Genomic DNA, 25,011 nt, shown 5'->3' with positions numbered 1-25,011 from the left:
GGCTCATGTCTTCTATTAATAGAAGCATGATAATTTATTGTTTGTTGACGCTTGTTTGTTTAGTTTTCAAAGAGCAATTTGTTACCTCGTCGCCCGTAAGCGACTTTATTAATATAACATTTTCTTGCTGTATAAGTCAATAACTTTTTTCAAAAACTATTTAATTGAAGTTGTTGTTTCGCTACTGACTTTGAAGATTATATCAGTCATATAACTATAAAGCAATACCTTTTATACAGTTTCTCATTTTTGTTCAATAATTCTCTTCATAGCTATTTTTCAACATATTTTTTATATCTTCACAGCATCTTTGAAAATAAAAAAGCTGGCATACACAGCCAGCTCTTATTGGATGATTTCCTCGATATGCAAGTATCTGTTCTTCTCCAGAGCAAGGATCTGATCCGACTCCAGCAATTTCACCAGCGGCCTTGCCGGATTCTTTTCCTCAACAAAAATGATTTCTGCAGCCTGGCCATCCGACAGACGGATTTTGGTGCCTACGGAATAATTCATAATCGCTGAACTTAATGCCTTCAATGCCGTTATATCAAACTCTCCGAATAACTCCTCATTGATCATTTCCAGCACTTTGAATGGCGAGTGCTTTGGTTTGTAGATCCTTTCGGAGGTCATTGCGTGGAATGAATCGGCCACCGCAAGGATTTTTGCAAGTGGATGGATCCTGCTTGCCTTTTCGCCGAATGGATAGCCGCTTCCGTCCATTCTTTCATGATGATGAAGAATGGCAATCTTCGTAGCATCCTTCAGCAATGGGCTGTTCCTGACCATCTGATAGCTAAATGTTGGATGATTTTTGATTTCCTCGAATTCCTCAACCGTTAAAGTTGTATTTTTGTTGAGGATGCTCGGGCTGATTTTTGCCATGCCGCAATCAGAAAGACATCCAGCAAGCGCAATTTGGGTCACTTCCCCTTTGCTGTAATTTAATTTTTTTGCGATGAAAGCACTGATAACCCCTACCGCCAATGGATGGTCATAGAGATATTCAGTCTTGGTAGAATAATGATGAAGGTTGAATATATCCGACGAACTCATGTCAGTTTGCTCAATAAGCGGGACAATGATCGACCTTAGTTTGGCAATATCAATCTGCATTCCTGATTGCCAGGAAATGAATTCTTTCTTGAACTCCTGTTTGGCCTGTAAAAACAACTCAACAAAAGTACGTTCGGTCCTGTCGGAATTCAATGAAAGATTCTTATCTTTTCCAGTCGAAGGGGCTGTGCATGGCAATCCATTCACCAGCGTTTTCTCTACTTCTACTTCCTTGACCAGAAAGACTTTCAGAATATCGATTAGTTGCTCTGATAAGACTGTTTTCTTGCTCATGATGGGTCTATTCGTTTTACTTAGAACATCTTCAGTAAGGATACAGCCCTCTTTTAGGTTGTCTACTAGTACGCGCAAGGCTATCCACTCCGGAATTTTAATTTTCTTACAATTATTTTACTTTATTTTGCCAAAAAAGAGGAACACATTTTTGTGTTCCTCTTAAAAAGTTTATTCTTCTTCTGATTCGTTTGGTGTTTCTGCTGTTTCGGCTGATTCTGCTTCTTCACTGCCAACCTCTTCTGGGTCGACGATTGCTTCTGCATTCTCATCCTCTTCCAGTTCTTCCGGCTTATCTTCTTCCTTGTCGACCTTCGCGACTGTCGCAACATACTCATTTTCTGCTTTGTTCAGACTGATGAGTTTAACACCTTGTGTATTACGACCTGTCATGGAAATCGAGCTTACAGGAATTCGGATCAGCACGCCCCCTGTTGTGATCAGCATCAGGTCTTCCTCACCTGTCACAACCTTCATCGTGACAAGGTCACCATTCTTATCGGTGATATTGCATGTCTTGATTCCTTTACCGCCGCGCCCTTGCCTTCTGTATTCTTCGGAAGGTGTCCTCTTGCCGTAACCGTTCTTGGTGACAACAAGGATTTCGGCACTTTCTTCAAGGACTTCCATGCCGACAACTTCGTCACCTTCAGACAGGGTGATTCCTTTTACCCCAGTGGCTGTACGGCCCATGGAACGCACATCTGTTTCAGGGAAGCGGATCAGTAAGCCATCTTTTGTGCCGATGATCATTTCTTTGCTTCCATCTGTCAGACGAACGGAAATCAATTCATCGCCTTCACGCAGGTTAAGGGCAATCAGTCCATTGTTGCGGATATTCGCAAATGATGAAAGTGGTGAACGTTTTGAAATTCCTTCTTTGGTTGTGAAGAACAGGAACCAGTCATCCACAAATTCTGAAACAGGAATGATGGCGTTAACCCATTCACCTTTCTCGATTTCCAATAGGTTGATGATTGGAATTCCCTTCGCTGTACGGCTGAATTCAGGGATTTCGTAACCCTTCGAACGATATACCTTTCCTTTGTTTGTAAAGAAAAGAATTGTATCGTGAGTGGAGGTCGTGATTAAGTGTTCAACGAAATCATCTTCATTCGTACCCATCCCCTGGATTCCGCGGCCGCCGCGGCGCTGTGCCCTATATGTCGATACTGGCAGGCGTTTTACGTAGCCGTTATGGGTAAGAGTGATGACAATATTTTCACGAGGAATCAGATCCTCGTCCTCGATCATTTCAAGACCGCCTGAGACAATCTCCGTGCGGCGCTCATCATTGAAGCGCTCTTTGATTTCAAGAAGCTCTTCACGGATGATTTCAAGTACCTTTTCATTGTCAGCAAGAATTGCTTTCAATTCTGCGATCAGCTGCATAAGGTTCTGGAACTCTTCTTCGATCTTTTCGCGTTCCAGGCCTGTAAGCCTCTGCAGACGCATATCAAGAATGGCCTGTGCTTGCTTTTCGGATAGATTGAACTGTGTCATCAATCCTTCTCTTGCGATATCTGTCGTGCGTGAGCTTCTGATCAGGCTGATGACCGCATCAAGATTATCAAGTGCGATTCGCAACCCTTCGAGAATGTGGGCACGGGCTTCTGCCTTCCTGAGTTCAAACTCCGTGCGGCGTCGAATGACGACTACCTGGTGGTCAAGATAGTATGTCAGACATTGCTTCAGGTTAAGAACCTTCGGCTGTCCATCGACTAAAGCAAGAAGGTTGATACCAAAGCTTGTCTGCAAGGCAGTTTGTTTATAAAGGTTATTTAAAAGGACATTGGCATTCGCATCCTTGCGAACTTCAATTACAATCCTCATACCCTTACGGTCAGATTCATCCCGTAAGTCTGTGATGCCGTCAAGCCTCTTGTCGCGGACTAATTCAGCGATTTTCTCAATCAGCTTGGCTTTATTGACCTGGTATGGAAGTTCCCTGACGATAATGACTTCCTTGCCATTTGATTTCTGTTCGATTTCAACCTTCGCTCGCAGGGTAATCGAACCGCGGCCAGTCTCATAAGCTTTACGGATTCCGCTGCGCCCTAAAATCAATCCTGCTGTCGGGAAGTCAGGCCCTGTGATAATTTCCATCAATTCCATGATGGTCATGTCAGGATCTTTACTGATGGCCAATACGCCATCAATAACCTCGCCAAGCTGATGCGGCGGGATGTTAGTTGCCATGCCGACCGCGATGCCGGAAGTACCGTTGACAAGCAGGTTCGGGAACCTTGAAGGCATGACAATCGGCTCTCTTTCAGAACCGTCATAGTTATCCTGATAGTCGATTGTATCTTTATTGATGTCACGCAAAAGCTCCATCGAAATTTTGGACATACGTGCTTCTGTGTAACGCATTGCCGCTGCAGCATCGCCATCGACAGATCCAAAGTTTCCATGTCCATCGACTAGCATATAGCGATAGTTGAAATCCTGCGCCATACGGACCATTGTGTCGTATACAGCAGAGTCACCATGCGGATGATACTTACCAATTACTTCACCGACGATCCTCGCCGATTTTTTATAGGCCTTGTCTGAATGCATGCCGAGATCATGCATTGCATATAGAATCCTTCTATGTACGGGCTTTAAGCCGTCACGGACATCCGGAAGCGCACGAGCTACGATTACACTCATGGCATAATCCAGGAAGGATGAACGCATTTCCTGGCTAATATTAATCTCTTTCACACGAGAGTTTGGTGTCTCAGCCATTTAAGAGAAACCTCCTTTAGACGAAAAGCAAAGGCGCTTAGGTTTAGCGCGAATGCCAGTCACTAATCTAGTAATCAAATTACATATCATTATTCCATAAGAAGACAGGGGCTTCGCACCCCGGTTCAATGCAGCCTTTTTCAAGAAAAATCAGGATAGAGGCCGTACCTTCTATCCTGGAAAAAGAATCGTACTTTTCAAAAAGAGCCTTATTAAATATCCAGGTTCTTTACATAAAGTGCATTCTGCTCGATGAAATTGCGTCGCGGCTCTACCTTGTCTCCCATGAGGATTTCGAAGGTTTCATCCGACTCGATTGCGTCCTCAAGGTTTACCTGGAGCAAGGTCCGTGTCTCAGGGTTCATTGTCGTCTCCCAAAGCTGTTCTGGATTCATTTCGCCAAGACCCTTATAGCGCTGGATGCCCGGTTTTGGCTGCTGCGGAAGCTCTGCGAGAATCTGTTCAAGCTGCTTGTCGTTGTAAGCATACTCGATTTTTTTACCCTGCTGGATTTTATATAATGGCGGCTGGGCAATATAAATGTAACCAGCTTCAAGAATTTTTCTCATATAACGGTAGAAGAACGTCAATAATAAAGTACGGATATGAGCGCCATCGACATCGGCATCAGTCATAATGACGATTTTTTGGTAACGGGCTTTGGAAAGGTCGAAATCTTCGCCGATTCCTGTTCCGATTGCCGTAATGATTGCTCTTACCTCGTTATTGGATAAGATTTTATCCAGACGTGACTTTTCAACGTTCAGGATTTTCCCGCGCAATGGCAGGATTGCCTGGAAGTGGCGGTCACGGCCCTGCTTGGCGGAACCACCCGCAGAGTCACCCTCTACGACATATATTTCACTGATTGACGGATCCTTTGAAGAACAGTCAGCCAGTTTGCCCGGCAAACTTGAAATTTCGAGCGCACTCTTTCTTCTGGTCAGTTCACGCGCCTTTTTCGCAGCGAGTCTGGCTCTTGCTGCCATTAAGCCTTTGTCGACAATCTTCCTTGCGACATTCGGGTTTTCAAGCATGAATTTTTCGAAGTGGTCGGAAAACAGCGTGTCTGTTACCGTACGGACTTCCGAATTACCAAGTTTTGTTTTCGTCTGGCCTTCGAACTGAGGGTCAGGGTGCTTGACTGACACGATTGCCGTCAGGCCTTCACGAACATCATCTCCGGAAAGATTGGAGTCACTTTCCTTGAAGATGCCATGCTTACGGGCATAGTCATTGATGACACGAGTCAAAGCTGTCTTAAAGCCTGATTCATGCGTTCCACCTTCATACGTGTGGATATTATTCGCGAAAGAATAGATGTTGCCAGTGTAGCTGTCGTTATATTGGAGAGCGACCTCGACAGTGATGCCTTCCTTTTCACCCTCAATATAGATTGGATCTTCATGGAGTACTTCCCGCGTGCGGTTTAAATGCTCAACATACGATTTAATTCCGCCTTCGTAGTAATACTCATTCTTTTTGCCTTCGCCGCGCTTATCCTCAATCGTAATCTTGATTGCCCTGTTCAGGAAGGCAAGCTCGCGCAGGCGGTTTGCTAGCGTATCATAGTCATATTCCAATGTTTCAGTGAATATTTCCGGGTCAGGCTTAAAGTGGACAGTTGTTCCCGTATGGTCCGTTTCGTCAATGATCTTCAACGGATCACCGACAGCACCTCGTTCGAATTTTTGGTAATGGACTTTGCCATCACGGTGGACAAATACTTCCAGATACGTAGACAGGGCATTGACAACAGATGCACCAACGCCGTGGAGTCCTCCGGATACCTTATAGCCTCCGCCGCCGAATTTACCGCCGGCGTGAAGGACTGTCATGATGACCTCAACCGCAGGACGTCCCATTTTCTCGTGGATACCGACAGGGATTCCGCGGCCATTATCCTTTACAGTGATACTGTTATCTTCTTCGATTATGACGTTTATTTCATCACAGTAGCCTGCAAGAGCTTCGTCTATACTATTATCAACGATTTCCCATACAAGATGGTGCAGACCTTTTCCACTCGTTGATCCGATATACATTCCTGGACGTTTGCGTACCGCTTCCAGGCCTTCGAGCACTTGTATCTGGTTTTCATCATACGCTTGTCCCTGCATGGATTGTTGTTCCTCCATTGCCATATCGATCACCTACACTTTCAATTTCACTCATCTTTTTTCTAAATCGGTTCTGTAAAATAAAACAGCGGATTTACTGAAAATTTCCCAGCTACAATCATTTCAAGTGGGCATTTCCGCACACATCGTGTTTTCCGACATTTTTTGCGGATAAGCCGATCTATTAAAACTCCTGAACGGATAATTTTTGTGAGCGTTTCTTCAAAGTCCCTGATGCCAGTGGGGAATAATATATATGATTGCCTGTTACGACGATTGATTTGGCCGACCCTTTGGCCAGCTGGACAATCTCCCTGTCCTGCCGCGCGATGAATTCCTCCATGAAAGGAGAAGCACCGGCGCTTTCAATGTCTAATATCGCTATGATATCTTTCGTCCTGACAAGGACCTCTTCACCAACATGCAAATACATCGTGTCCACCTCATTGGATTCTTGACATTTCGCCGGTCTTCACGTTATATGTGGCCGCTTCCCTTAATGTCTGATGGTCAATCCCATCCACACTGGTGGTGGTGACAAAGGTTTGAACTTTCCCCTGGATGGTATTCAATAAATGGGATTGGCGATAATCATCCAGCTCAGACAGGACATCATCAAGCAGGAGGATTGGATACTCACCGATCTCCGCATTGATCAATTCGATTTCAGCCAGTTTCACCGAAAGCGCAGTCGTCCGCTGCTGTCCCTGGGATCCGAAAGTCTGGACATCCCGGCCGTTGACGAAAAATTGCAGATCGTCCCGGTGCGGACCGAACATCGTCGTTCCCCGGTCAATCTCTCTTGTCTTTATTTTAGCAAATTTTTCTTCATACACTGCTATCATTTTCGACAAATCATCACCTTCTGATACCTCTGCAGAGGGTTTATAGATGATTTTCAGGTCTTCCAGCCCTCTTGAAATTCCCTGATGGATGGGCAATGCCCATTGTTCGAGCAAATTCAGGAACTCAAACCGCTTAAGAATGATCCTCGCGGCCGCCTGGATAAATTGTTCAGTCAGGATATCAAGCATCGTCTGGTCTGTCGCTTTTTTGATCTGCAGCTGCTTGAGATAATGATTCCGCTGCTGGAGGATTTTATTGTACTGGCTGATGTCATGCAAATAGACTGCCGATACCTGTCCTATTTCCATATCGACAAATCGTCTTCTTACCTGAGGGCTACCTTTTACAAGGTTCAGGTCCTCTGGTGCAAACATGACGACATTCATGTTGCCAACATACTGGCTTAGCTTGCGCTGCTCCAGATGGTTGACTTTTGCCTTTTTGCCTTTTTTGGAAATGACAAGCTGCATGGGCAGCGATCCGTTTGTTTTTTTAATCCGTCCCTCTATTTTAGCATATTCCTCGTCCCAGCGAATCAAATCTTTATCATTTGAGGTCCGATGTGATTTTGCCATTGCAAGCACATAGATGGATTCCATGACATTTGTTTTCCCCTGGGCATTTTCGCCAAGGATGACATTCACCTTATTTTCAAATGTCGCCTCGAGCCCCTGGTAATTGCGGTAATTCCTTAATTGCAGTTCCTCTATATACATGAACAGTTCATCCTCTGGATTATTGCATTATGACGAACTCGCCAAATCCAGGTATTGCAACCTGGTCTCCGGAACGAAGCTTTCTTCCTCTTCGCTGATCTTGTTCACCATTGATAAAAACATCGTGTTCACTTAAAAACCACTTTGCCATTCCGCCGGATTGGATCACATCGGCTAATTTAAGGAACTGGCCAAGCGTAATGTATTCGGTATCGATTTTTATTTCCTCATTCACGATTCTCACCCTTTTCTTCCAAAAGGACTTAATACTTTATTTTACTAAATATTTTCCATAGAAACAAATTTTCTTATTTTTTGCCTATAACCTTGGCCTTTTGATTTTCGTTCCAGGCGCTTCGCTTTCTGCTGGAAGAATAATGAAAAAGTCCAACTGCCGGCTTTTTCAAAAGGCAATTCTTCCTAACTGGCGCTGAGCCTCCTCGCCGCCTTTGGCGTCTGCGGGGTGCAAATGATTCCTCACGTGAATCATTTCACCTAGGTCTCTCCTATCCAGCTGATCCCGCAGGACATTGATTTGGCTTCGCTTGAACCGGCCCACGCACGAAGGAAATGCGTTAGCAATTTCGAGGAGTCTTCGCGCCTTCCACTGCAATCAACAGGTGCTAAATATCATTTTTGTCTAAAATAAAGTCTATTTTTCATTTATAAAAAAAACCACCAGCAATAAAACTGGTGGCGTTATGGAATTAGTAAGTTCTTACAGGCAGGATCAGCTGCAGGATGGAATCATCATGAAGCGGACGGATGACGAATGGTCTCATCGCGCCTGTGAAGCTGATCTGGATTTCTGTTCCCTCTAGTGCTTTTAAGGCGTCCATCATATATTTGGCGCTGAAAGAGATTTTCAGTTCTTCACCATCGATAGACTGGCTCTGGATTTCTTCGACAACAGTACCGATTTCTGGTGTGTTGGAAGAAACTTCGATGGCTCCGCCTTCGATTGTGGAAAACTTGACGACATTGTTTCGTCCCTCTCTAGCGAGCAATGAAGCACGATCAATAGCATGCAGGAATTCTTTTGTATTCACGACAACATCTGTTTTGCTTTCAGTCGGAATCAGCCGTCCTGTGTCAGGATAGTTTCCTTCAAGCAATCTTGAGAAGAATAACAGATGCTTGGCTTTGAATAAAACCTGGTTTTCGGTAATGACGATATCGACTGAATCAGAGCTGTCATCGAGGATTTTGCTCAACTCAGTCAAGCTTTTTCCTGGAATTACCACGTTGTAGTTCTCGGTATTGTCAGCCTCTAGCCTTGCCTTTCGCAATGCCAGTCTGTGGCTGTCTGTTGCAATACAGATCAGTTCATTGTTTTCGACCTTCCAGTTTACACCTGTCAAGATCGGGCGTGTTTCTGAGGTGGACACTGAAAAGACAGTCTGGCGGATCAGCCCTTTTAATAAGTCTGTCGGAATCTTGAATACATGCTCTTCCGAAATTTGCGGAAGGTGTGGATATTCTTCTGCATCAAGGCCATTAAGGTTGAATTCGGATTTTCCAGAACGGATGATCGTCTGCAGATTATTATGGACTTCGATTTCCACTGTGTCTGTCGGAAGCTTTTTAACGATCTCACTAAAGAAACGCGCCTGCAGAACAATGGATCCTGGCTGTTTGATTTCAACGATTTCATCCCCTGCTTCTTCTTTAGGAATGAAAGATTCAATGGAAATATCGGAATCGCTGCCTGTAAGAGTTACTCCCTCTTCATTTGCAACAATCTTGATACCAGTCAAAATAGGGATTGTCGTTCTGCTTGTTACTGCCTTCATGACGTCCTGGACGCTTTGCAGCAGAAAATCGCGCTGGATAATAAATCTCATTTTTTGGCCTCCGTTTTGGAATATTTTTTTCTTAAATGCATATATTAATATGTTTTAAAAAGTAATAGAAGTACTAGTAGGGCCTGTGGATTTGTGGATAAGTGATTTGATCAAAGGAAAGACAGCCTATCCACATGTGGACAGACTGTGCGTAACCAATGACGAGTTATTCACATTATCCTAAACCCTTAATTGTTCATTTATATCTTTTAACTGCCTTTGCAGATTTGTATCAGTTGAAATCATTTTAGAAATTTTCTCATGAGCATGGATGACGGTTGTATGGTCACGTCCTCCGAATTCTTCCCCGATCTTTGGAAGAGAGAAATCTGTCAGCTCCCTTGATAAGTACATGGCGATTTGCCTTGGATAAGCGACGGATTTTGTCCGTTTCTTAGCTTTGAAATCCTCGAGCTTAACATTGAAATGCTGCCCAACGACTCTTTGGATATCCAGGATTGTAATCACCTTTGGCTTCGAGCTCGGAATAATATCCTTCAATGCCTCGGCAGCCAGGTCTGCATTGATATCCTTATTGATGAGTGAAGAGTACGCGACCACACGGATCAAGGCTCCCTCAAGTTCACGGATGTTGGAGTCGATCTGGTTCGCGATATAAAGCATGACCTCATTAGGAATATCCAATCCTTCTGCTTTCGCTTTTTTGCGCAGGATCGCGATTCTTGTTTCCAAGTCAGGCGGCGTAATATCAGTGATCAAACCCCATTCGAAACGGGATCTCAGCCTGTCCTCAAGAGTCGGAATTTCTTTTGGCGGACGGTCACTGGAGATGACAATCTGCTTGCTTTCTTCATGCAAAGTATTGAATGTATGGAAAAATTCTTCTTGCGTTTGTTCTTTCCCCGCCAGGAACTGAATATCATCAATAAGCAGTACATCAACATTACGATATTTATCGCGGAAATCTCCTGCTTTGTTGTCCCTGATTGAATTAATAAATTCATTTGTGAATTTTTCAGATGACAAATAAACCACTTTCGCATTCGGATTATGATCCTGGACATAGTGCCCAATTGCATGCATCAAGTGGGTTTTACCAAGTCCTACGCCCCCGTAGATGAATAAAGGGTTATAGGCTTTTGCCGGCGCTTCAGCTACTGCAAGCGATGCCGCGTGGGCGAAACGATTGCCTGATCCAATGACAAAAGTATCGAATGTATACTTTGGATTCAGCATGCTGACTGGCAAATCGGGCGTGTCTTCTTCCTTCTTGACCCTTCTGGGCGGCAAGGGAATATCAAGATCTTCTTGATTCTGGTTTTGGGGAATGATGAATTTAACAGCAAGCTCTTCACCAGTAATTTCATACAAAATGCCGCTGATGAGCTGGGAATAGCGCTCTTCCAGCCAATCGCGGGCAAACTCGTTCGGTGCTGTAATCGTAAGGACATCACCCTGGAGCGAATGTGCTTTGGTTGATTTTAGCCATGTATCAAAACTGGGCTTACTGATCTTTTTCTCGATTTTAGCGAGAGCATTATTCCAGAGATCTGCAATATTCTCCAACAATTTTCCCTCCTTTTCTCGTAAGTTTTATCTCTATGTCTGGCTGATCTTCACATTTAGCCGTTTGGCCATATGCATCAGATCTGTTCGAAAAGCATAAAACGAAAGGTTATACACGTTGTACAACCCCTGATTAATAAATATACAAAACTATTAATGTGGAAAAATATATAATAAGGAAGAAAAGAAGCTTTTCGACAATATCCACTTTCTGTGGACAAACTTTTACAACAGCCCTGAATAACCTATCCACAGTTTATCCACATTTTGTGGATAATTATATTTCTGCCATCGAATTATTAAGAGTGAAAACACAAATATAATATCAGATAATCTAGCATGGTGCAACGCTTTTTCATACATTATCCACAATACACCCTCTCTGTGGAGAATAATTGTCCACAGCCATCTGGCTTGTGTAAAAGCTGTCAAAAAGGGATGTGGATAATAAAAATGGTGTCGATTTTTGTCCACAGGTCTTCCGAAACAGTGAAATTTAAAAAAGTAAAATATATAAAATAAGATTTTCTTTTGGTGAAAAAATATTCTTTTACTTCAAAAATTTAAGTGGAATGAAAAACAACTGTTTCAGAAACCTGATACTTTTTTTCAATCTGTAAGCCAGGTGAAAAAATCCATCGAGGATTTCAAAAGAGCTGGCGGGGAATTCAAATTATTACTATATGGTAATAAGGTTCTTTTCCGAATAGGCACTTGACAATTTATGCTGCCCCTCTTTATAATTACAAAGACTGTCTGTAACAGCTATTCCTCAGGGAGGTGTAACATATATGAAACGCACTTATCAACCAAATAAACGTAAACACAGTAAAGTTCACGGATTCCGTGCTCGCATGAGCAGTGCAAATGGCCGTAAGGTTCTTGCTCGCCGTCGTCAAAAAGGAAGAAAAGTATTATCAGCTTAGGCCACTGAAATGTCAGTGGTCTTTTTTCTCTTTGGGCAATACTATTTTGGGTTGGGCTTACTGAGAAATGGGCTTTAGGGATTTATTTTTGGATATACTTTAAGAGGCTGTGTGAATGTACCACTTCTTTTTTAAAATCCTGTTGATTGTAGTGGAAAGCGAAGCGCCTGGAACGAAAATCAACAGTCTGATTTACACAGCCTTTAAATCCTTATAGCCATTCCAGCGAAGTTTACATAACAGGATCCATAGAGAATTGAAGGTGTTATAGATGAAAAAAGATTACAGAGTGAAAAAAAATAAAGAATTCCAAGAGGCTTTTAAAAAAGGAAGATCTGTCGCTAACCGGCAATTTGTCGTCTATATTTTGAAAAAACCGGAGCAGGAGAATTTCCGCATCGGACTATCAGTCAGCAAAAAAATCGGCAATGCCGTCATGCGAAATCAGATAAAACGTTATATCCGGCAATCTTTCCATGAATTGCAGGACCGGGTTCACAACGGCAACGATTATATCATTATTGCCCGGAAGCCGACTGCCGAAATGGACATGCATGAGGTCAAGAAAAGCCTTGAGCATGTTATGAAGGTCGGAAAAGTTTTGAAGAAGCCGAAAACTGGAGATAATGATTGAGGCAAAAATATTTGCCGAATTGCATTTTTTAAAAGCGCTTCCCTATAAAAGATGTTAAAATACTTTTGATTGCATTATGCAGCCAAAGGGAAATGTACATAAAATTTGGGACAAACTTTTGAAAATAAATGAACGTATCGGGAAGTTAGGAGGAAATGAAGCTTGAAAAAAAGAATATTATTGATATTGGGCTTGGTGTTAGTGGTGTCATTGCTGACAGGCTGTACAGAGTATAACCAGCCGATCACTCCAGAGAGTAAGGGTTTCTGGAACGAATATATTGTCTATCCCTTATCCCTGTTAATCATCAAGATGGCCGAATGGCTCGGTGGAAACTTCGGACTATCGATTATTGCTGTTACTTTGCTGATCCGTTTTGCGATCCTGCCGCTTATGATCAAGCAAACGAAAAGCTCGAAAGCGATGCAGGCATTGCAGCCGGAAATGCAGAAGCTGAAGGAAAAATACAGCTCAAAGGACCAGAAGACACAGCAAAAGCTTCAGCAGGAAACGATGGCACTTTTCCAGCAGCATGGTGTCAATCCGCTTGCAGGCTGTTTCCCGCTGATTGTCCAGATGCCAATCTTGATTGGTTTCTACCACGCGATTTCAAGAACCAGGGAAATTGCCGAGCATAACTTCTTATGGTTCGATCTTGGTGCACCGGATCCGTTTTATATTCTGCCGATTGTTGCAGGTATCACTACTTTCATTCAGCAAAAAATGATGATGGCTGGCCAGGAAGGCAATCCGCAAATGGCGATGATGCTTTGGCTGATGCCAATCATGATCGTTGTATTCGCGATCAACTTCCCAGCAGCACTTTCACTGTACTGGGTAGTAGGTAACTTATTCATGATTGGTCAAACGTACTTTATTAAAGGGCCGGATCTTAAAAAAGCAAAGGCTGCCGGCAATGCGGGAGGAGCAAAAAAGTGAAACAGGTAACTGCTACAGGACAAAATGTCGACGAAGCAGTAGAATCCGCTTTAGCTCAATTAAAGACAACCAAAGACCGCACAGAAATTGATGTAATTGATGAAGGCAAAAAGGGGATTTTCGGACTTTTCGGCACACGCCCGGCTGTTGTCAAAGTGACAGTCAAAATCGATGCTGTTGAAGAAGCCGTAAATTATTTGAAATCGGTTGGCGAAAAAATGGGTGCATCCATTGACGTGGATGTGAAAAAAGAAGGAAAAACAGTCCTATTGACGATGTCAGGTGAAAAAATCGCTTTGCTGATCGGAAAAAGAGGCCAAACACTGAATTCGCTGCAATTTTTAACGCAGCTCGTGGTAAACCGATATTCTGATCAGTACGCTACTGTGGTACTTGATGCGGAGGATTACCGTCAGCGCCGGAACGATACACTCGTCCAGCTGGCTGAACGCCTGGCACAAAAAGCAGTAAGAACCGGACAAAACGTCGCGCTTGAACCGATGCCTTCGTATGAACGCAAAGTGATTCATACTGCATTGATGTCAAACAAGAAAATCAAAACTTTTTCAGACGGCACAGAGCCGCACAGGCATATTGTGATCGCACCGTCTAAATAAAGAAATGTAACCCGAACCTGGTCCAGGTTCGGGTTTTTTTGTTGTTATTTTATGAAAAAATGAACCCTGGCAGCTTAATCTGACTTGAATAATCATGTTTAGATCACGATTATGATCTGCCTAATATGTTTATTGGCGAAAATTTAATTATATTGGCGATTATGAGCTGTTTTCTAGCGAAAATCAGTTTTTATTGGCGACTTGGAAATTTGCCGCGATTTTTACCAGTTTTTTGAATGGCAGAAAATCCTTATGAATTTCCCTGTGAGTTTTTCCACAATGCGAAATTTCCTCTCCTGGTTTTATTGTTATTCACATGTGGATAAGTTAAAATTAAAAGAGTTTATTTTATTTATTGTGGATAATTTGGCGATAGAGAAGATTCCTTTCTTTTTTTCGCTAAACTGATGTGTTATTCTAGTAATTTGTAGAAAACAAACTTCAATCTTTATATATATATTATTTTTTTAAAAAAGTGGGGTGAAGCATGTGGAATTTGATACGATTGCGGCGATCTCTACGCCGATGGGTGAAGGTGCGATTGCGATTGTCCGTTTGAGCGGGGATCAGGCATTCGAAATAGCAGACCGATTGTTCAGAGGGGTTGGAAGCAAGAGGCTTAGCGAGGCGGCTACGCATACGATTCATTATGGCCATCTGATCGAACCGAAAACTGGCCAAGTTGCTGAAGAAGTAATGGTCTCCGTCATGAGGGGGCCGAAAACGTTCACGAAAGAAGATGTAGTCGAAATCAACTGCCATGGGGGTCTTGTTTCTGTAAACCGTGTGCTCCAGCTTGTCCTGAATCAGGGTGCGAGACTTGCGGAGCCAGGAGAATTTACAAAACGGGCTTTTTTAAATGGACGGATCGATCTTTCCCAGGCAGAGGCAGTCATCGACTTGATCAGGGCGAAAACGGATCGGGCGATGAATATGGCACTTGGCCAGATGGAAGGGCGCCTTTCAAGACTGATCCAGAAGCTGCGCCAGGAAATTCTCGAAATTCTAGCGCATGTCGAAGTGAATATCGACTATCCGGAGTATGACGATGTCGAGGAAATGACTCATCATATGCTTCTGGAAAAAGCGAACTATGTAAAAGCTGAGCTTGAAAAGCTTTTGCAAACCTCGCAGCAGGGGAAAATCCTCAGGGAAGGGCTTTCCACTGTCATTGTAGGCCGGCCTAATGTAGGGAAATCCTCTTTATTGAATAGCCTTGTTCATGAAAATAAGGCGATCGTTACAGATATTCCAGGTACTACTCGTGATGTCATCGAAGAGTATGTCAATGTACGCGGTGTTCCATTAAGACTTCTTGATACAGCAGGGATCCGTGAGACGGAGGATATCGTCGAACGAATTGGTGTCGAGCGTTCCCGACAGGTTCTGAAAGAAGCGGATTTGATCTTGCTCGTTCTGAACTATTCGGATGAGCTTTCGGAAGAGGATCAGAACATCTTTAAAGCTGTCGAAGGCATGGATGTCATCGTCATCGTCAACAAAACGGATCTCCCGCAGAAAATCAATATGGATGAAGTGAGGGAGCTTGCGAAGCCATATTCACTTGTTACGACCTCGCTGCTGGAAGATCAGGGTGTGGACCAGCTTGAAGAAGCAATTTCAACACTGTTCTTTTCAGGTGCGATTGAGTCAGGGGATCTGACTTATGTATCCAACAGCCGTCATATCGCATTGCTCAACCAGGCTGCACATTCGATTGAAGAAGCGATCAGCGGCGTGGAAATGGGAACGCCTATCGATATCGTCCAGATTGACTTGACCCGTGCATGGGAGCTTCTTGGCGAAATCATTGGTGAAAGTGTTCATGAAAGCTTGATTGACCAGTTATTTTCCCAGTTCTGTCTAGGAAAGTAATTTTTAAGAGCAAATAAGGAAATTATTTCACGAAAATTTTCTATATAGTACGTTACTGGAAAACAGTAAATTTTTTCATAGAACAATATGACTATGGATTTTTAAAGTGGCTAGCTTATAAGCAGCATAAAAGGAGGCAGCAGGATGGGTTATGAAGCCGGGAATTTTGATGTGGTTGTAGTGGGTGCCGGCCATGCGGGTGTTGAGGCAGCTCTTGCGCCGGCGCGGATGGGTGCAAAAACAGCGATGATTACCATCAATCTAGATATGATTGCGTTCATGCCGTGCAATCCGTCAATCGGCGGACCTGCAAAGGGAATCGTTGTGCGCGAAATTGACGCTCTTGGCGGCGAAATGGGACGCAATATTGATAAAACCTACATCCAGATGAGGATGTTGAATACCGGTAAGGGACCTGCCGTACGTGCATTGCGGGCACAGGCCGATAAATTTGATTATCAGAATGAAATGAAGAAGACGCTTGAAAACCAGAAAAACCTCACATTGATACAGGGCATGGTGGAGCGCCTGATTGTAGAAGATGGTGAATGTAAAGGGGTCATTACTCAGACTGGAGCCATTTACCGTGCGAAAACAGTCGTCATCACGACGGGGACGTATATGCGCGGGGAAATCATCCTTGGTGAGTTGAAATATTCAAGCGGCCCGAATAACCAGCAGCCGTCAATCAAGCTTTCGGAGCATCTTGAAGAGCTTGGCTTTGACCTTGTCCGTTTTAAGACTGGCACGCCGCCGCGGGTTCACAGCGACACTATTGATTATTCTAAAACAGAAATACAGCCTGGTGATGATGTCCACCGTGCTTTTTCCTATGAAACGACGAAATACATTACGGACCAGCTTCCTTGCTGGCTGACATATACGAATGAGCGTACACATCAGCTGATTGATGACAATTTGCACCGCTCACCGATGTATTCCGGAATGATCAAGGGGACTGGGCCGCGCTATTGCCCATCCATCGAGGATAAGGTCGTCCGCTTCAATGATAAGCCGCGCCACCAGATTTTCCTGGAGCCAGAAGGAAGGAACACTCAGGAAGTGTATGTGCAGGGACTATCAACCAGCTTGCCAGAAGAGGTCCAGCACAAAATCCTACAGACAATCCCTGGTCTTGAGAAAGTCCAGATGATGCGTGCCGGCTATGCAATTGAGTATGATGCGGTTGTACCGACGCAGCTATGGCCGACATTGGAAACTAAATTGATCAAAAATCTTTATACTGCTGGCCAAATCAATGGAACTTCAGGTTATGAAGAGGCTGCCGGACAGGGAATCATGGCCGGAATCAATGCCGGCAGAAAGGCTCTGGACAAGGAAGAAGTCATCCTCAGCCGTGCCGATGCCTATATTGGCGTATTGATTGATGATCTCGTGACAAAAGGAACGAATGAACCGTACCGTCTGCTGACATCGAGAGCGGAGTACCGTCTGCTTCTGCGGCACGACAATGCAGATCTTCGCTTAACCGAAAAGGGTTATGAAATTGGTCTGATCACAGAAGAACGATACCAGAAGTTCCTGGCGAAAAAAGATGCAATCGATGCGGAGAAGAAACGACTTCAATCCATCATCATCAAACCTTCAGCCGAGGTCCAGGAATTAATCCGTTCGCTGGGCGGCAGTGAGTTGAAGGATGGAATCCGTGCTTCAGACCTCCTGAAGCGTCCGGAAGTTTCATATGAGCATATCAAGCAGCTCGTGCCTGCGGATGGAGAGCTCGAGTTCGAAATAGAAGAACAAACAGAAATCCAAATTAAATATGAGGGATATATCGAAAAATCGCTTCAGCAGGTTGATAGGCTGAAAAAGATGGAAGATAAGAAAATCCCGGAAAATATTGATTATGAGGCGATCTCAGGACTGGCGACAGAAGCACGCCAAAAACTGAAAGAGGTCCAGCCATTGACATTGGCGCAGGCATCGAGAATCTCAGGGGTGAACCCTGCGGATATTTCCATCCTGCTCGTCTATCTGGAGCAGGGACGCATTGCGAAGATCAAGTAGTAACCATCAGAAAGGGTTGGCTTATGAATACAGATCAATTTAAAGCGTTGCTCGCTGAAAAGGGGATTGAGCTTTCCCAGAGGCAAATGGAGCAATATGAAACCTATTACGAAATGCTCGTCGAGTGGAATGAAAAAATGAATTTAACTGCGATTACGGAAAAGCCGGATGTGTACTTGAAGCATTTTTATGATTCCGTTTCAGCCGCTTTCTATTTTGATTTCAATAAGCCGCTCGATTTATGCGATGTTGGTGCAGGTGCCGGCTTCCCGAGCATTCCGATTAAAATTGCTTTTCCGGAAATCAAGGTCACGATCGTGGACTCCCTGAACAAGCGAATCACGTTTCTTGAACAGCTTTCCAAGCAACTGGGTCTCGAGGGGACAACCTTCATCCATGACCGTGCCGAAACTTTCGGTCAAAACCCTGCATATCGTGAAAAATATGAAGTGGTGATGGCGAGGGCTGTTGCAAGAATGTCTGTACTTAGCGAACTATGTCTTCCTCTTGCGAAAGTAGGCGGGACATTCGTCGCCATGAAGGGCAATCAGGCTGGAGAAGAACTCCAGGCTGGCGAAAAAGCGATCTCCGTTCTTGGAGGGAAACTTGAATCTTCGCATTCTTTCACATTGCCGGTGGAAGAGAGTGAGCGAAATATTTTAATCATAAAAAAACAAAAGCCAACACCTAAGAAGTACCCGAGAAAACCAGGGACTCCGAATAAAACGCCAATCGAATAACAATGCTGTTCCTGATCGTGCATCTCGGACGCCGGTCAGGAGCGCAGAGTTTATCGAAATACAGATATCAAACGTGCTTGCTTGCGCTTTTTGTCCTATTTTGAAAAATGATTTTAGTTTATAATAGAGTCTATAAGCAGGAACTTGTCATTTTTATAGAGAATATGTAATAGGGAGTTCATAAAGGTGGTGTAGGGTGATGAAGCCTTCTTTTTCGCGCTTTTTTGGCCTTGGAGAAAAGGAAAAAGAACGGAACCAAGTGGAAGAAGCGAACCAAATGGAAGAACAAACGGTTGAGGATATTGACAACATAGAAAACGAAGAAATTAAAAAAATTCCGATTGACCATATTATTCCAAACAGATACCAGCCAAGGACTGTTTTTGATGATGAAAAGATTGAAGAATTGGCCCGTACCATTCACATACATGGAGTAATCCAGCCAATCGTCGTACGGGAATACGACCAGGATCGATTTGAAATCATTGCCGGGGAACGCCGCTGGCGGGCAATGAAAAAGCTTGAGTGGGAAGAAGTTCCGGCGATCGTTAATAACCTGTCTGATTCCGAAACGGCATCTGTGGCTTTGATAGAGAATCTTCAGCGGGAGGAACTGTCACCGATTGAAGAGGCGATGGCCTATGGGAAATTGCTGGAAATTCATAACCTCACACAGGAAGCACTGGCCCAAAGGCTTGGGAAAGGACAATCGACAGTTGCAAATAAGCTGCGGTTGCTGAAGCTTCCCCAGGAAGTCCAGGATGCACTTTTAAATAAATTGATCACAGAGCGGCATGCACGTTCACTCATTCCATTGAAAAACCCTGAATTGCAGGTACAGGTGCTGGCTGAGGTCATCGAGAAATCTCTCAATGTCAAGCAAACGGAAGAACGTGTCGTCAAGCTCCTTAGTCAAGGGGAAGAAAAACCAAAACCAAAGCGGAAAGCATTCAGCAAGGACATGAGGATTGCCGTCAATACAATCCGCCAATCGCTGAGCATGGTTTCTGACAGCGGCATCAATCTCGACTCGGAAGAAGAAGAGTTTGAAGAGTTTTACCAATTCACAATCCGCATTCCAAAGAAGAAATAACTATTGAAAGTGGGAGATAAGCTGTCTCCTGCTTTTTTGTTTTTTAGCAGAAAGCCCTTCATCCCGTTCACATAACGATAACACTCTGGAATCCAATACTAGTTTACTATTTTCACAGTGGTATTACTTTTTCATAAAAATTCTATCAACTGTCAGAATTCATGATAAAATAGAATACATGATTGCTTTTTTCGGCATGGTGCTGGAAAAAGCCTTATTTTACGTATGTGCTTGGAAAAGCTGAATAGGATTTTTATGGGTTTGAAAGAAGGTGACAATGTGGGAAAAATCATTGCGATTGCGAATCAAAAGGGTGGAGTCGGCAAGACGACGACATCGGTGAATCTCGGTGCATGCCTGGCATACATAGGGAAAAAAGTGCTGCTTGTCGATACAGATCCTCAGGGAAATGCGACGAGCGGTGTAGGCATAGAAAAAGCGGATGTTGAACAATGCATTTATGATGTGCTCGTAGATGATGTGGAAGCGGGCAAGGTAATCCATCCTACCGCGGTTGAGAATCTATATACGATTCCCGCAACTATCCAGCTGGCTGGGGCGGAAATTGAGCTTGTACCTACCATTTCGAGGGAAGTTCGCTTGAAGCGGGCTCTTGAGGAAGTAAAAGACCGATTTGATTATATTATCATAGACTGTCCGCCATCACTTGGACTATTGACCCTGAATGCTTTGACAGCTTCTGATGCGGTCATCATTCCTGTACAATGCGAGTATTATGCGCTTGAAGGACTGAGCCAGCTACTGAATACGGTTCGTCTGGTGCAGAAGCATTTGAACCAGGATTTGAAGATTGAAGGTGTCTTGCTGACGATGCTGGATGCACGTACGAATCTTGGTCTGCAAGTGATTGAGGAAGTGAAGAAGTACTTCCAGGACAAGGTTTACCAGACGATCATTCCCAGGAACGTCCGTCTGAGTGAAGCTCCCAGCCATGGAGAGCCAATTATCATTTATGATCCGAAATCCCGCGGAGCAGAGGTTTATTTAGATCTTGCAAAGGAAGTGGTTGCAAATGGCTAAAGGCTTAGGTAAGGGATTGAATGCTTTCTTCAATATGGAGGCCGAAAAGGAAGAAAAGGTCCAGGAAATAAGCATCAAGGAAATCAGACCAAATCCATATCAACCACGAAAAGTTTTTGAACCAGAAGCGATTGAGGAATTGAAGCTTTCAATTCAGGAGCATGGAATCCTCCAGCCAATCATCGTCAGGAAAACGATTAAAGGCTATGAAATCGTAGTTGGGGAAAGGCGTTATCGTGCTGCGAAAGAAGCCAGACTGGAAACCGTACCGGCAGTCGTGCGTGAGCTGAATGAGCAGCAAATGATGGAGCTTGCGGTGCTGGAAAACCTTCAACGTGAAGATTTGAATCCGATCGAAGAGGGAATTGCCTATCAAACTTTGATTGAGAAGCTGAAGCTCACACAGGAAGAGCTGGCGAAAAGACTGGGCAAAAGCCGGCCGCATCTGGCAAACCATATCCGGTTGCTGTCGCTGCCGCCAAAAATCCAGCAGCTTATTTCAGAAGGGAAAATCTCAATGGGGCACGGCCGTGCGCTTCTTGGGTTAAGAAAGAAGGACAAGCTTTCTGTCCTTGTCGATAAAATCCTTAAAGAAGGCATGAATGTACGCCAGCTTGAACAGCTGATCCAGCAAATGAACGGGGTCGTTCCACGTGAAACAAAAACCGAAAAAGTGACCAAGGACGTATTCATCCGCGAGCGGGAAACCTCGCTTCGTGAACGCTTCGGCACTACGGTTAACATCAAGCAATCCAAAAACAAAGGGAAAATTGAAATAGAGTTCTTCTCTAAGGATGATCTGGAACGAATCCTTGAATTATTAGACAAGCAAAATTCCTAAGCTATCATTTCGATGGCTTCTTTTTTTACATAGGCTTTTCGTGCGTTTTGTTGCTTTCACCCACCCTTATTGCTTTCAACTATTCATCACGGAGTTGCATAGCAACACTTACTGCGAAAAAAGCCTTACATGACTAAAACTGAAAATGGGTGAACAATATGTTTTTACTTGGCACCATGGTGAATGGTTTATTGATCATCATCGGAACCTTATTGGGCAGGCTGCTGACGAAAATACCTGAAAATATGAAAGCCACCGTCATGCATGCCATCGGGCTTGCCGTTATGGTGCTGGGCCTGCAGATGGGCTTTAAGAGCGCCAATTTCCTGATCGTCATCTTAAGTCTGGTAATCGGTGCAGTGCTTGGGGAGGCATGGAAGCTTGAGGATAAGCTGAATGCAGTCGGGGACTGGCTTGAAAGTAAGATAGGCTCAAAAGGAGAGGGCAGCATTTCCCAGGGGTTCGTCACCGCGACGTTGATTTTTGTCATTGGGGCAATGGCGATTATCGGGGCACTTGACAGCGGGATTCGAGGCGACCATGACGTCTTATATACCAAAGCGATCATTGACGGCTTCACGGCACTAATCCTCACTACCACACTTGGTATTGGGGTGCTTTTTTCAGCGATACCAGTCGTGATCTATCAGGGAACCATCGCATTATTTGCAACGCAAATCGATAAGCTGATTCCGCAGGCATTGATGGACAGCTTCATCCTTGAGCTGACCGCCACAGGAGGGGTGATGATTTTTGCCATCGGCTTGAACATGATTGGCCTGACTAAAATCAGGGTGGCGAACCTCCTGCCCGGCATACTGGTGACGGCTATACTTGTCATGATTTCGCACTATATGATCGGAGTTTGAGGCGCGCGCGCCGCTAAACTCTGTATGCTCTATTGAATGTCACGCTCTTAAAGGTTGAGGATTGCCATTTTGGCATGAAATTACGCCGGGAGATCATCTCCCGGCGTTTTACACCATCGTCATTCCACAACTGTAGGCTGTTCAGCTTCAAGGTCCCAATTCAGCTTTGGCCAATCCTGTTTCCTGGGTCGTTGCTGGCTGCTCTCGAAAATGCCGTTCGCAATCGTTTTGGCCATTTTTAGCACGAGATTCAATCTTGTGTTCTGTAAGACGAAGAACTCCATAAAACCGCTCACATTGACAATTCCTGTAATATGCATATCCCCGACTTCCGGCAGTTCCTTGTTCACACCGGCACCTGGCTTGACAGGCCCATTGGCAACCTGGATCGAGCCGACGCTTTTCAAACGTCCAAGACATGCGTCTATGCCGATTATGAATGGATTAAAGTGCTTTTGCTTGATTTCCGTCAGCTTGGCATCCATATTGACAGCATGTATCGGATCATCGAGCGTCCCATACACATGATATGGAGCGATATCCTTTTCTTCCAGCAGTGTTCCGATCAGCGGACCCAATGAATCACCGGTGGAGCGGTCAGTTCCAATGCAGACAAAAACAATGGGCCTGGCACTGAAGTTAGGAAGAAGGTCCAGGATTTCAGAAGCCAGCTTTTCGGCCGCCAGCTCATCCTCATGATTGATTTTCGCCACACTGTTTTTCCGCTCGAAAAAATGGTTTTTGAGATTCATTGGATCAACTCCTTAAAATTCGTACTATCAGTATACGGACTTTTTTTGTAATCTATACATACCTGTAAACAGAAAGATTTAAACAGGGTCTTTTGGAGCAGTGAATCTTTTATAGAGGTATAAGGTCTTATTTTTACCAGCGAAGGTTTTTGATGTTATGGGCCCTTTTAAAAAGTGTTGATGTTATATTAATATAATGAAACGATAGAACGGCAACTTCTTCTAAACGGTTGTTGTGTTACTGGACAAACACTCTTCTTTAACTACATTATAAAACTTGTTAAAATGGATGTGTTTGTATGAAATCTTCTACTTTGTTACATAACGTTTGATAGATGGATGAATTTTACGGGCAGGTGAAAAAAATGACGAAAGCAGAAGAGAGTCTGACAAGGACGCAGAAAGTTTTAAATAATATAAGCAATCAACTCACGGACGATAAGCTTTGGTTTGCAATTGGGGAAGGTGTTTTGAAAATCATTGCAATCCTGATCATAACTGGCTTGTTTATCCGAGTCGGAAAGATTGCAATCCGCAACTTCTTTAAGGTCAGGACGAGAGGACCTCTCCGGATTACGGAACGGCGTGAAGCTACCTTAATGAAATTGCTGGAAAATGTGCTATCATATGTTGTCTATTTTATTGCGATTATGTCCATTCTTGCAGCGCTGACAATTGATGTAAAGGCGATGCTTGCCGGTGCCGGGATTGTCGGTTTGGCAGTCGGCTTCGGTGCACAAAGTCTCGTGAAAGACATCATCACCGGCTTCTTCATTATTTTCGAAGACCAATTCTCGGTAGGAGATTATGTAAGAATTGGCCAATTTGAAGGAACTGTGGAGGAAATCGGGCTGCGGACGACGAAGATTAAAAACTTTACAGGGGAAATGAATATTTTGCCCAACGGAAGTATCGTGGAAGTCACCAATTTTTCGCTTTATAACAGTGTCGCTGTCCTGGATATCGGCATTGCTTATGAAGGGGATATAGATCACGCAGAAAAAGTCATCCAGGAGTACCTCGAGACAACGACTGAGAAATATCCTGAACTCGTCAAGACGCCAGAGCTTTTAGGGGTTCAGCAATTCGCAGCGTCTGAAGTCATCCTGCGGATTGTTGCGGAAACTCTTCCGATGAAGCATTGGTATATTGGAAGAAAGATGCGCAAGGACATCAAACTAGTTCTTGATGAAAATGGAATTGAAATTCCATTTCCTCGTATGGTCATGTACTCACGCCAGGAAGGCGGAGAGCAGAAAGAATTCGGTAAATAAACAAGGAGGTTTTGAAATTGGAGCACGAGTTTCAACTGAATGATGTTGTTGAAATGAAAAAACCACATCCTTGCGGCACCAACAAGTGGAAAATCATCCGTCTTGGCATGGATATCCGAATCAAATGTGAAGGCTGCGAGCACAGTGTCTTAATTCCAAGAAAAGAGTTCACACGAAAAGTGAAGAAGGTTTTATCGAAGCAGGGAGAATAATCCTGCTTCTTTTTTTATCAATATTGTATTA

Annotated in this window: 22 protein-coding genes; 13 read left to right on the top strand and 9 right to left on the bottom strand. The window is 43.9% G+C overall.

Annotated elements, in window-relative coordinates; all coding sequences use genetic code 11:
* Positions 1–345: 345 nt before the first annotated feature.
* The 8 genes from FS736_RS17110 to dnaA form a co-directional block, all read right to left on the bottom strand.
* Positions 346–1,431, bottom strand: coding sequence for an HD-GYP domain-containing protein (locus FS736_RS17110; protein WP_260983637.1), 1,086 nt, complete (start codon positions 1,429–1,431; stop codon positions 346–348).
* A 93-nt stretch (positions 1,432–1,524) separates the two neighbouring features.
* Positions 1,525–4,086, bottom strand: a complete 2,562-nt coding sequence (gyrA, locus tag FS736_RS17105; RefSeq protein WP_144479464.1) for a DNA gyrase subunit A — start codon at positions 4,084–4,086, stop codon at positions 1,525–1,527.
* A gap of 212 nt (positions 4,087–4,298) precedes the next feature.
* Positions 4,299–6,230, bottom strand: coding sequence for a DNA topoisomerase (ATP-hydrolyzing) subunit B (gene gyrB, locus FS736_RS17100; protein WP_395883523.1), 1,932 nt, complete (start codon positions 6,228–6,230; stop codon positions 4,299–4,301).
* A gap of 160 nt (positions 6,231–6,390) precedes the next feature.
* Positions 6,391–6,639 carry an extracellular matrix regulator RemB gene (gene remB / locus FS736_RS17095; RefSeq protein ID WP_144479462.1) on the bottom strand — a complete coding sequence of 83 codons (249 nt, stop codon included), beginning with the start codon at positions 6,637–6,639 and terminating at the stop codon, positions 6,391–6,393.
* Positions 6,640–6,649: 10 nt separating this feature from the next.
* On the bottom strand, positions 6,650–7,768 hold the full coding sequence (gene recF / locus FS736_RS17090; RefSeq protein ID WP_144479460.1) for a DNA replication/repair protein RecF: 1,119 nt from the start codon (positions 7,766–7,768) through the stop codon (positions 6,650–6,652).
* 19 nt (positions 7,769–7,787) lie between these two features.
* On the bottom strand, positions 7,788–8,003 hold the full coding sequence (yaaA, locus tag FS736_RS17085) for a S4 domain-containing protein YaaA (protein ID WP_144479458.1): 216 nt from the start codon (positions 8,001–8,003) through the stop codon (positions 7,788–7,790).
* A 472-nt stretch (positions 8,004–8,475) separates the two neighbouring features.
* Positions 8,476–9,612: a DNA polymerase III subunit beta gene (dnaN, locus tag FS736_RS17080; protein ID WP_144479456.1), complete on the bottom strand. Its 1,137-nt coding sequence runs from the start codon at positions 9,610–9,612 to the stop codon at positions 8,476–8,478.
* A gap of 180 nt (positions 9,613–9,792) precedes the next feature.
* A complete protein-coding gene (dnaA, locus tag FS736_RS17075; RefSeq protein WP_144479454.1) occupies positions 9,793–11,139 on the bottom strand; it encodes a chromosomal replication initiator protein DnaA in 1,347 nt (448 codons plus the stop codon).
* A 791-nt stretch (positions 11,140–11,930) separates the two neighbouring features.
* Between dnaA and rpmH the strand changes: the two genes are divergently transcribed.
* The 11 genes from rpmH (at position 11,931) to FS736_RS17020 (ending at position 22,742) form a co-directional block, all read left to right on the top strand.
* Positions 11,931–12,065: a 50S ribosomal protein L34 gene (rpmH, locus tag FS736_RS17070; protein WP_144479452.1), complete on the top strand. Its 135-nt coding sequence runs from the start codon at positions 11,931–11,933 to the stop codon at positions 12,063–12,065.
* A gap of 271 nt (positions 12,066–12,336) precedes the next feature.
* A complete protein-coding gene (rnpA, locus tag FS736_RS17065; protein ID WP_144479450.1) occupies positions 12,337–12,699 on the top strand; it encodes a ribonuclease P protein component in 363 nt (120 codons plus the stop codon).
* Positions 12,700–12,861: 162 nt separating this feature from the next.
* On the top strand, positions 12,862–13,638 hold the full coding sequence (gene spoIIIJ, locus FS736_RS17060; RefSeq protein WP_144479448.1) for a YidC family membrane integrase SpoIIIJ: 777 nt from the start codon (positions 12,862–12,864) through the stop codon (positions 13,636–13,638).
* Positions 13,635–14,255 carry an RNA-binding cell elongation regulator Jag/EloR gene (jag, locus tag FS736_RS17055; protein WP_144479446.1) on the top strand — a complete coding sequence of 207 codons (621 nt, stop codon included), beginning with the start codon at positions 13,635–13,637 and terminating at the stop codon, positions 14,253–14,255. The genes spoIIIJ and jag overlap by 4 nt, the downstream gene beginning before the upstream one ends.
* Before the next feature lie 489 nt (positions 14,256–14,744).
* On the top strand, positions 14,745–16,130 hold the full coding sequence (gene mnmE / locus FS736_RS17050; RefSeq protein WP_144479444.1) for a tRNA uridine-5-carboxymethylaminomethyl(34) synthesis GTPase MnmE: 1,386 nt from the start codon (positions 14,745–14,747) through the stop codon (positions 16,128–16,130).
* Between the two features lie 144 nt (positions 16,131–16,274).
* Positions 16,275–18,158, top strand: coding sequence for a tRNA uridine-5-carboxymethylaminomethyl(34) synthesis enzyme MnmG (gene mnmG / locus FS736_RS17045; protein WP_144479442.1), 1,884 nt, complete (start codon positions 16,275–16,277; stop codon positions 18,156–18,158).
* 23 nt (positions 18,159–18,181) lie between these two features.
* Positions 18,182–18,898, top strand: a complete 717-nt coding sequence (gene rsmG, locus FS736_RS17040; protein WP_144479440.1) for a 16S rRNA (guanine(527)-N(7))-methyltransferase RsmG — start codon at positions 18,182–18,184, stop codon at positions 18,896–18,898.
* 199 nt (positions 18,899–19,097) lie between these two features.
* Complete coding sequence (gene noc, locus FS736_RS17035; RefSeq protein ID WP_144479494.1) at positions 19,098–19,991, top strand: nucleoid occlusion protein; 894 nt, start codon at positions 19,098–19,100, stop codon at positions 19,989–19,991.
* A 279-nt stretch (positions 19,992–20,270) separates the two neighbouring features.
* Positions 20,271–21,032, top strand: coding sequence for a ParA family protein (locus FS736_RS17030; protein ID WP_144479437.1), 762 nt, complete (start codon positions 20,271–20,273; stop codon positions 21,030–21,032).
* Positions 21,025–21,873: a ParB/RepB/Spo0J family partition protein gene (locus tag FS736_RS17025; RefSeq protein WP_144479435.1), complete on the top strand. Its 849-nt coding sequence runs from the start codon at positions 21,025–21,027 to the stop codon at positions 21,871–21,873. Before FS736_RS17030 ends, FS736_RS17025 begins: the two co-directional genes overlap by 8 nt.
* Before the next feature lie 158 nt (positions 21,874–22,031).
* Positions 22,032–22,742 carry a DUF554 domain-containing protein gene (locus FS736_RS17020; protein ID WP_144479433.1) on the top strand — a complete coding sequence of 237 codons (711 nt, stop codon included), beginning with the start codon at positions 22,032–22,034 and terminating at the stop codon, positions 22,740–22,742.
* 119 nt (positions 22,743–22,861) lie between these two features.
* Here FS736_RS17020 and yyaC read toward each other — a convergent pair whose 3' ends face one another.
* A complete protein-coding gene (gene yyaC, locus FS736_RS17015) occupies positions 22,862–23,494 on the bottom strand; it encodes a spore protease YyaC (protein ID WP_144479431.1) in 633 nt (210 codons plus the stop codon).
* A 365-nt stretch (positions 23,495–23,859) separates the two neighbouring features.
* Between yyaC and FS736_RS17010 the strand changes: the two genes are divergently transcribed.
* The gene (locus tag FS736_RS17010) at positions 23,860–24,768 is read left to right on the top strand and encodes a mechanosensitive ion channel family protein (protein WP_186326821.1); all 909 of its coding nucleotides are present in this window, start codon (positions 23,860–23,862) and stop codon (positions 24,766–24,768) included.
* A gap of 17 nt (positions 24,769–24,785) precedes the next feature.
* Positions 24,786–24,980, top strand: coding sequence for a DUF951 domain-containing protein (locus FS736_RS17005; RefSeq protein ID WP_079505969.1), 195 nt, complete (start codon positions 24,786–24,788; stop codon positions 24,978–24,980).
* Positions 24,981–25,011: the final 31 nt, after the last annotated feature.

The organism is Cytobacillus oceanisediminis 2691 (assembly GCF_007678455.1).
Classification (GTDB): Bacteria; Bacillota; Bacilli; order Bacillales; family Cytobacillaceae; genus Mesobacillus; species Mesobacillus oceanisediminis_A.
Note: the sequence above shows the minus strand (reverse complement) of the source record. Positions and strands in the feature narration are given on the sequence as shown.

Bases quoted from the DNA above. Each gene is read 5' to 3' on its own strand.
- dnaN (WP_144479456.1), bottom strand. From the start codon at position 9,612: ATGAGATTTATTATCCAGCGCGATTTTCTGCTGCAAAGCGTCCAGGAC.
- rpmH (WP_144479452.1), top strand. From the start codon at position 11,931: ATGAAACGCACTTATCAACCAAATAAACGTAAACACAGTAAAGTTCAC.
- FS736_RS17025 (WP_144479435.1), top strand. From the start codon at position 21,025: ATGGCTAAAGGCTTAGGTAAGGGATTGAATGCTTTCTTCAATATGGAG.
- FS736_RS17020 (WP_144479433.1), top strand. From the start codon at position 22,032: ATGTTTTTACTTGGCACCATGGTGAATGGTTTATTGATCATCATCGGA.
- gyrA (WP_144479464.1), bottom strand. From the start codon at position 4,086: ATGGCTGAGACACCAAACTCTCGTGTGAAAGAGATTAATATTAGCCAG.
- rsmG (WP_144479440.1), top strand. From the start codon at position 18,182: ATGAATACAGATCAATTTAAAGCGTTGCTCGCTGAAAAGGGGATTGAG.
- mnmG (WP_144479442.1), top strand. From the start codon at position 16,275: ATGGGTTATGAAGCCGGGAATTTTGATGTGGTTGTAGTGGGTGCCGGC.
- gyrB (WP_395883523.1), bottom strand. From the start codon at position 6,230: ATGGCAATGGAGGAACAACAATCCATGCAGGGACAAGCGTATGATGAA.
- FS736_RS17010 (WP_186326821.1), top strand. From the start codon at position 23,860: ATGACGAAAGCAGAAGAGAGTCTGACAAGGACGCAGAAAGTTTTAAAT.
- yyaC (WP_144479431.1), bottom strand. From the start codon at position 23,494: ATGAATCTCAAAAACCATTTTTTCGAGCGGAAAAACAGTGTGGCGAAA.
- remB (WP_144479462.1), bottom strand. From the start codon at position 6,639: ATGTATTTGCATGTTGGTGAAGAGGTCCTTGTCAGGACGAAAGATATC.
- rnpA (WP_144479450.1), top strand. From the start codon at position 12,337: ATGAAAAAAGATTACAGAGTGAAAAAAAATAAAGAATTCCAAGAGGCT.
- recF (WP_144479460.1), bottom strand. From the start codon at position 7,768: ATGTATATAGAGGAACTGCAATTAAGGAATTACCGCAATTACCAGGGG.
- noc (WP_144479494.1), top strand. From the start codon at position 19,098: ATGAAGCCTTCTTTTTCGCGCTTTTTTGGCCTTGGAGAAAAGGAAAAA.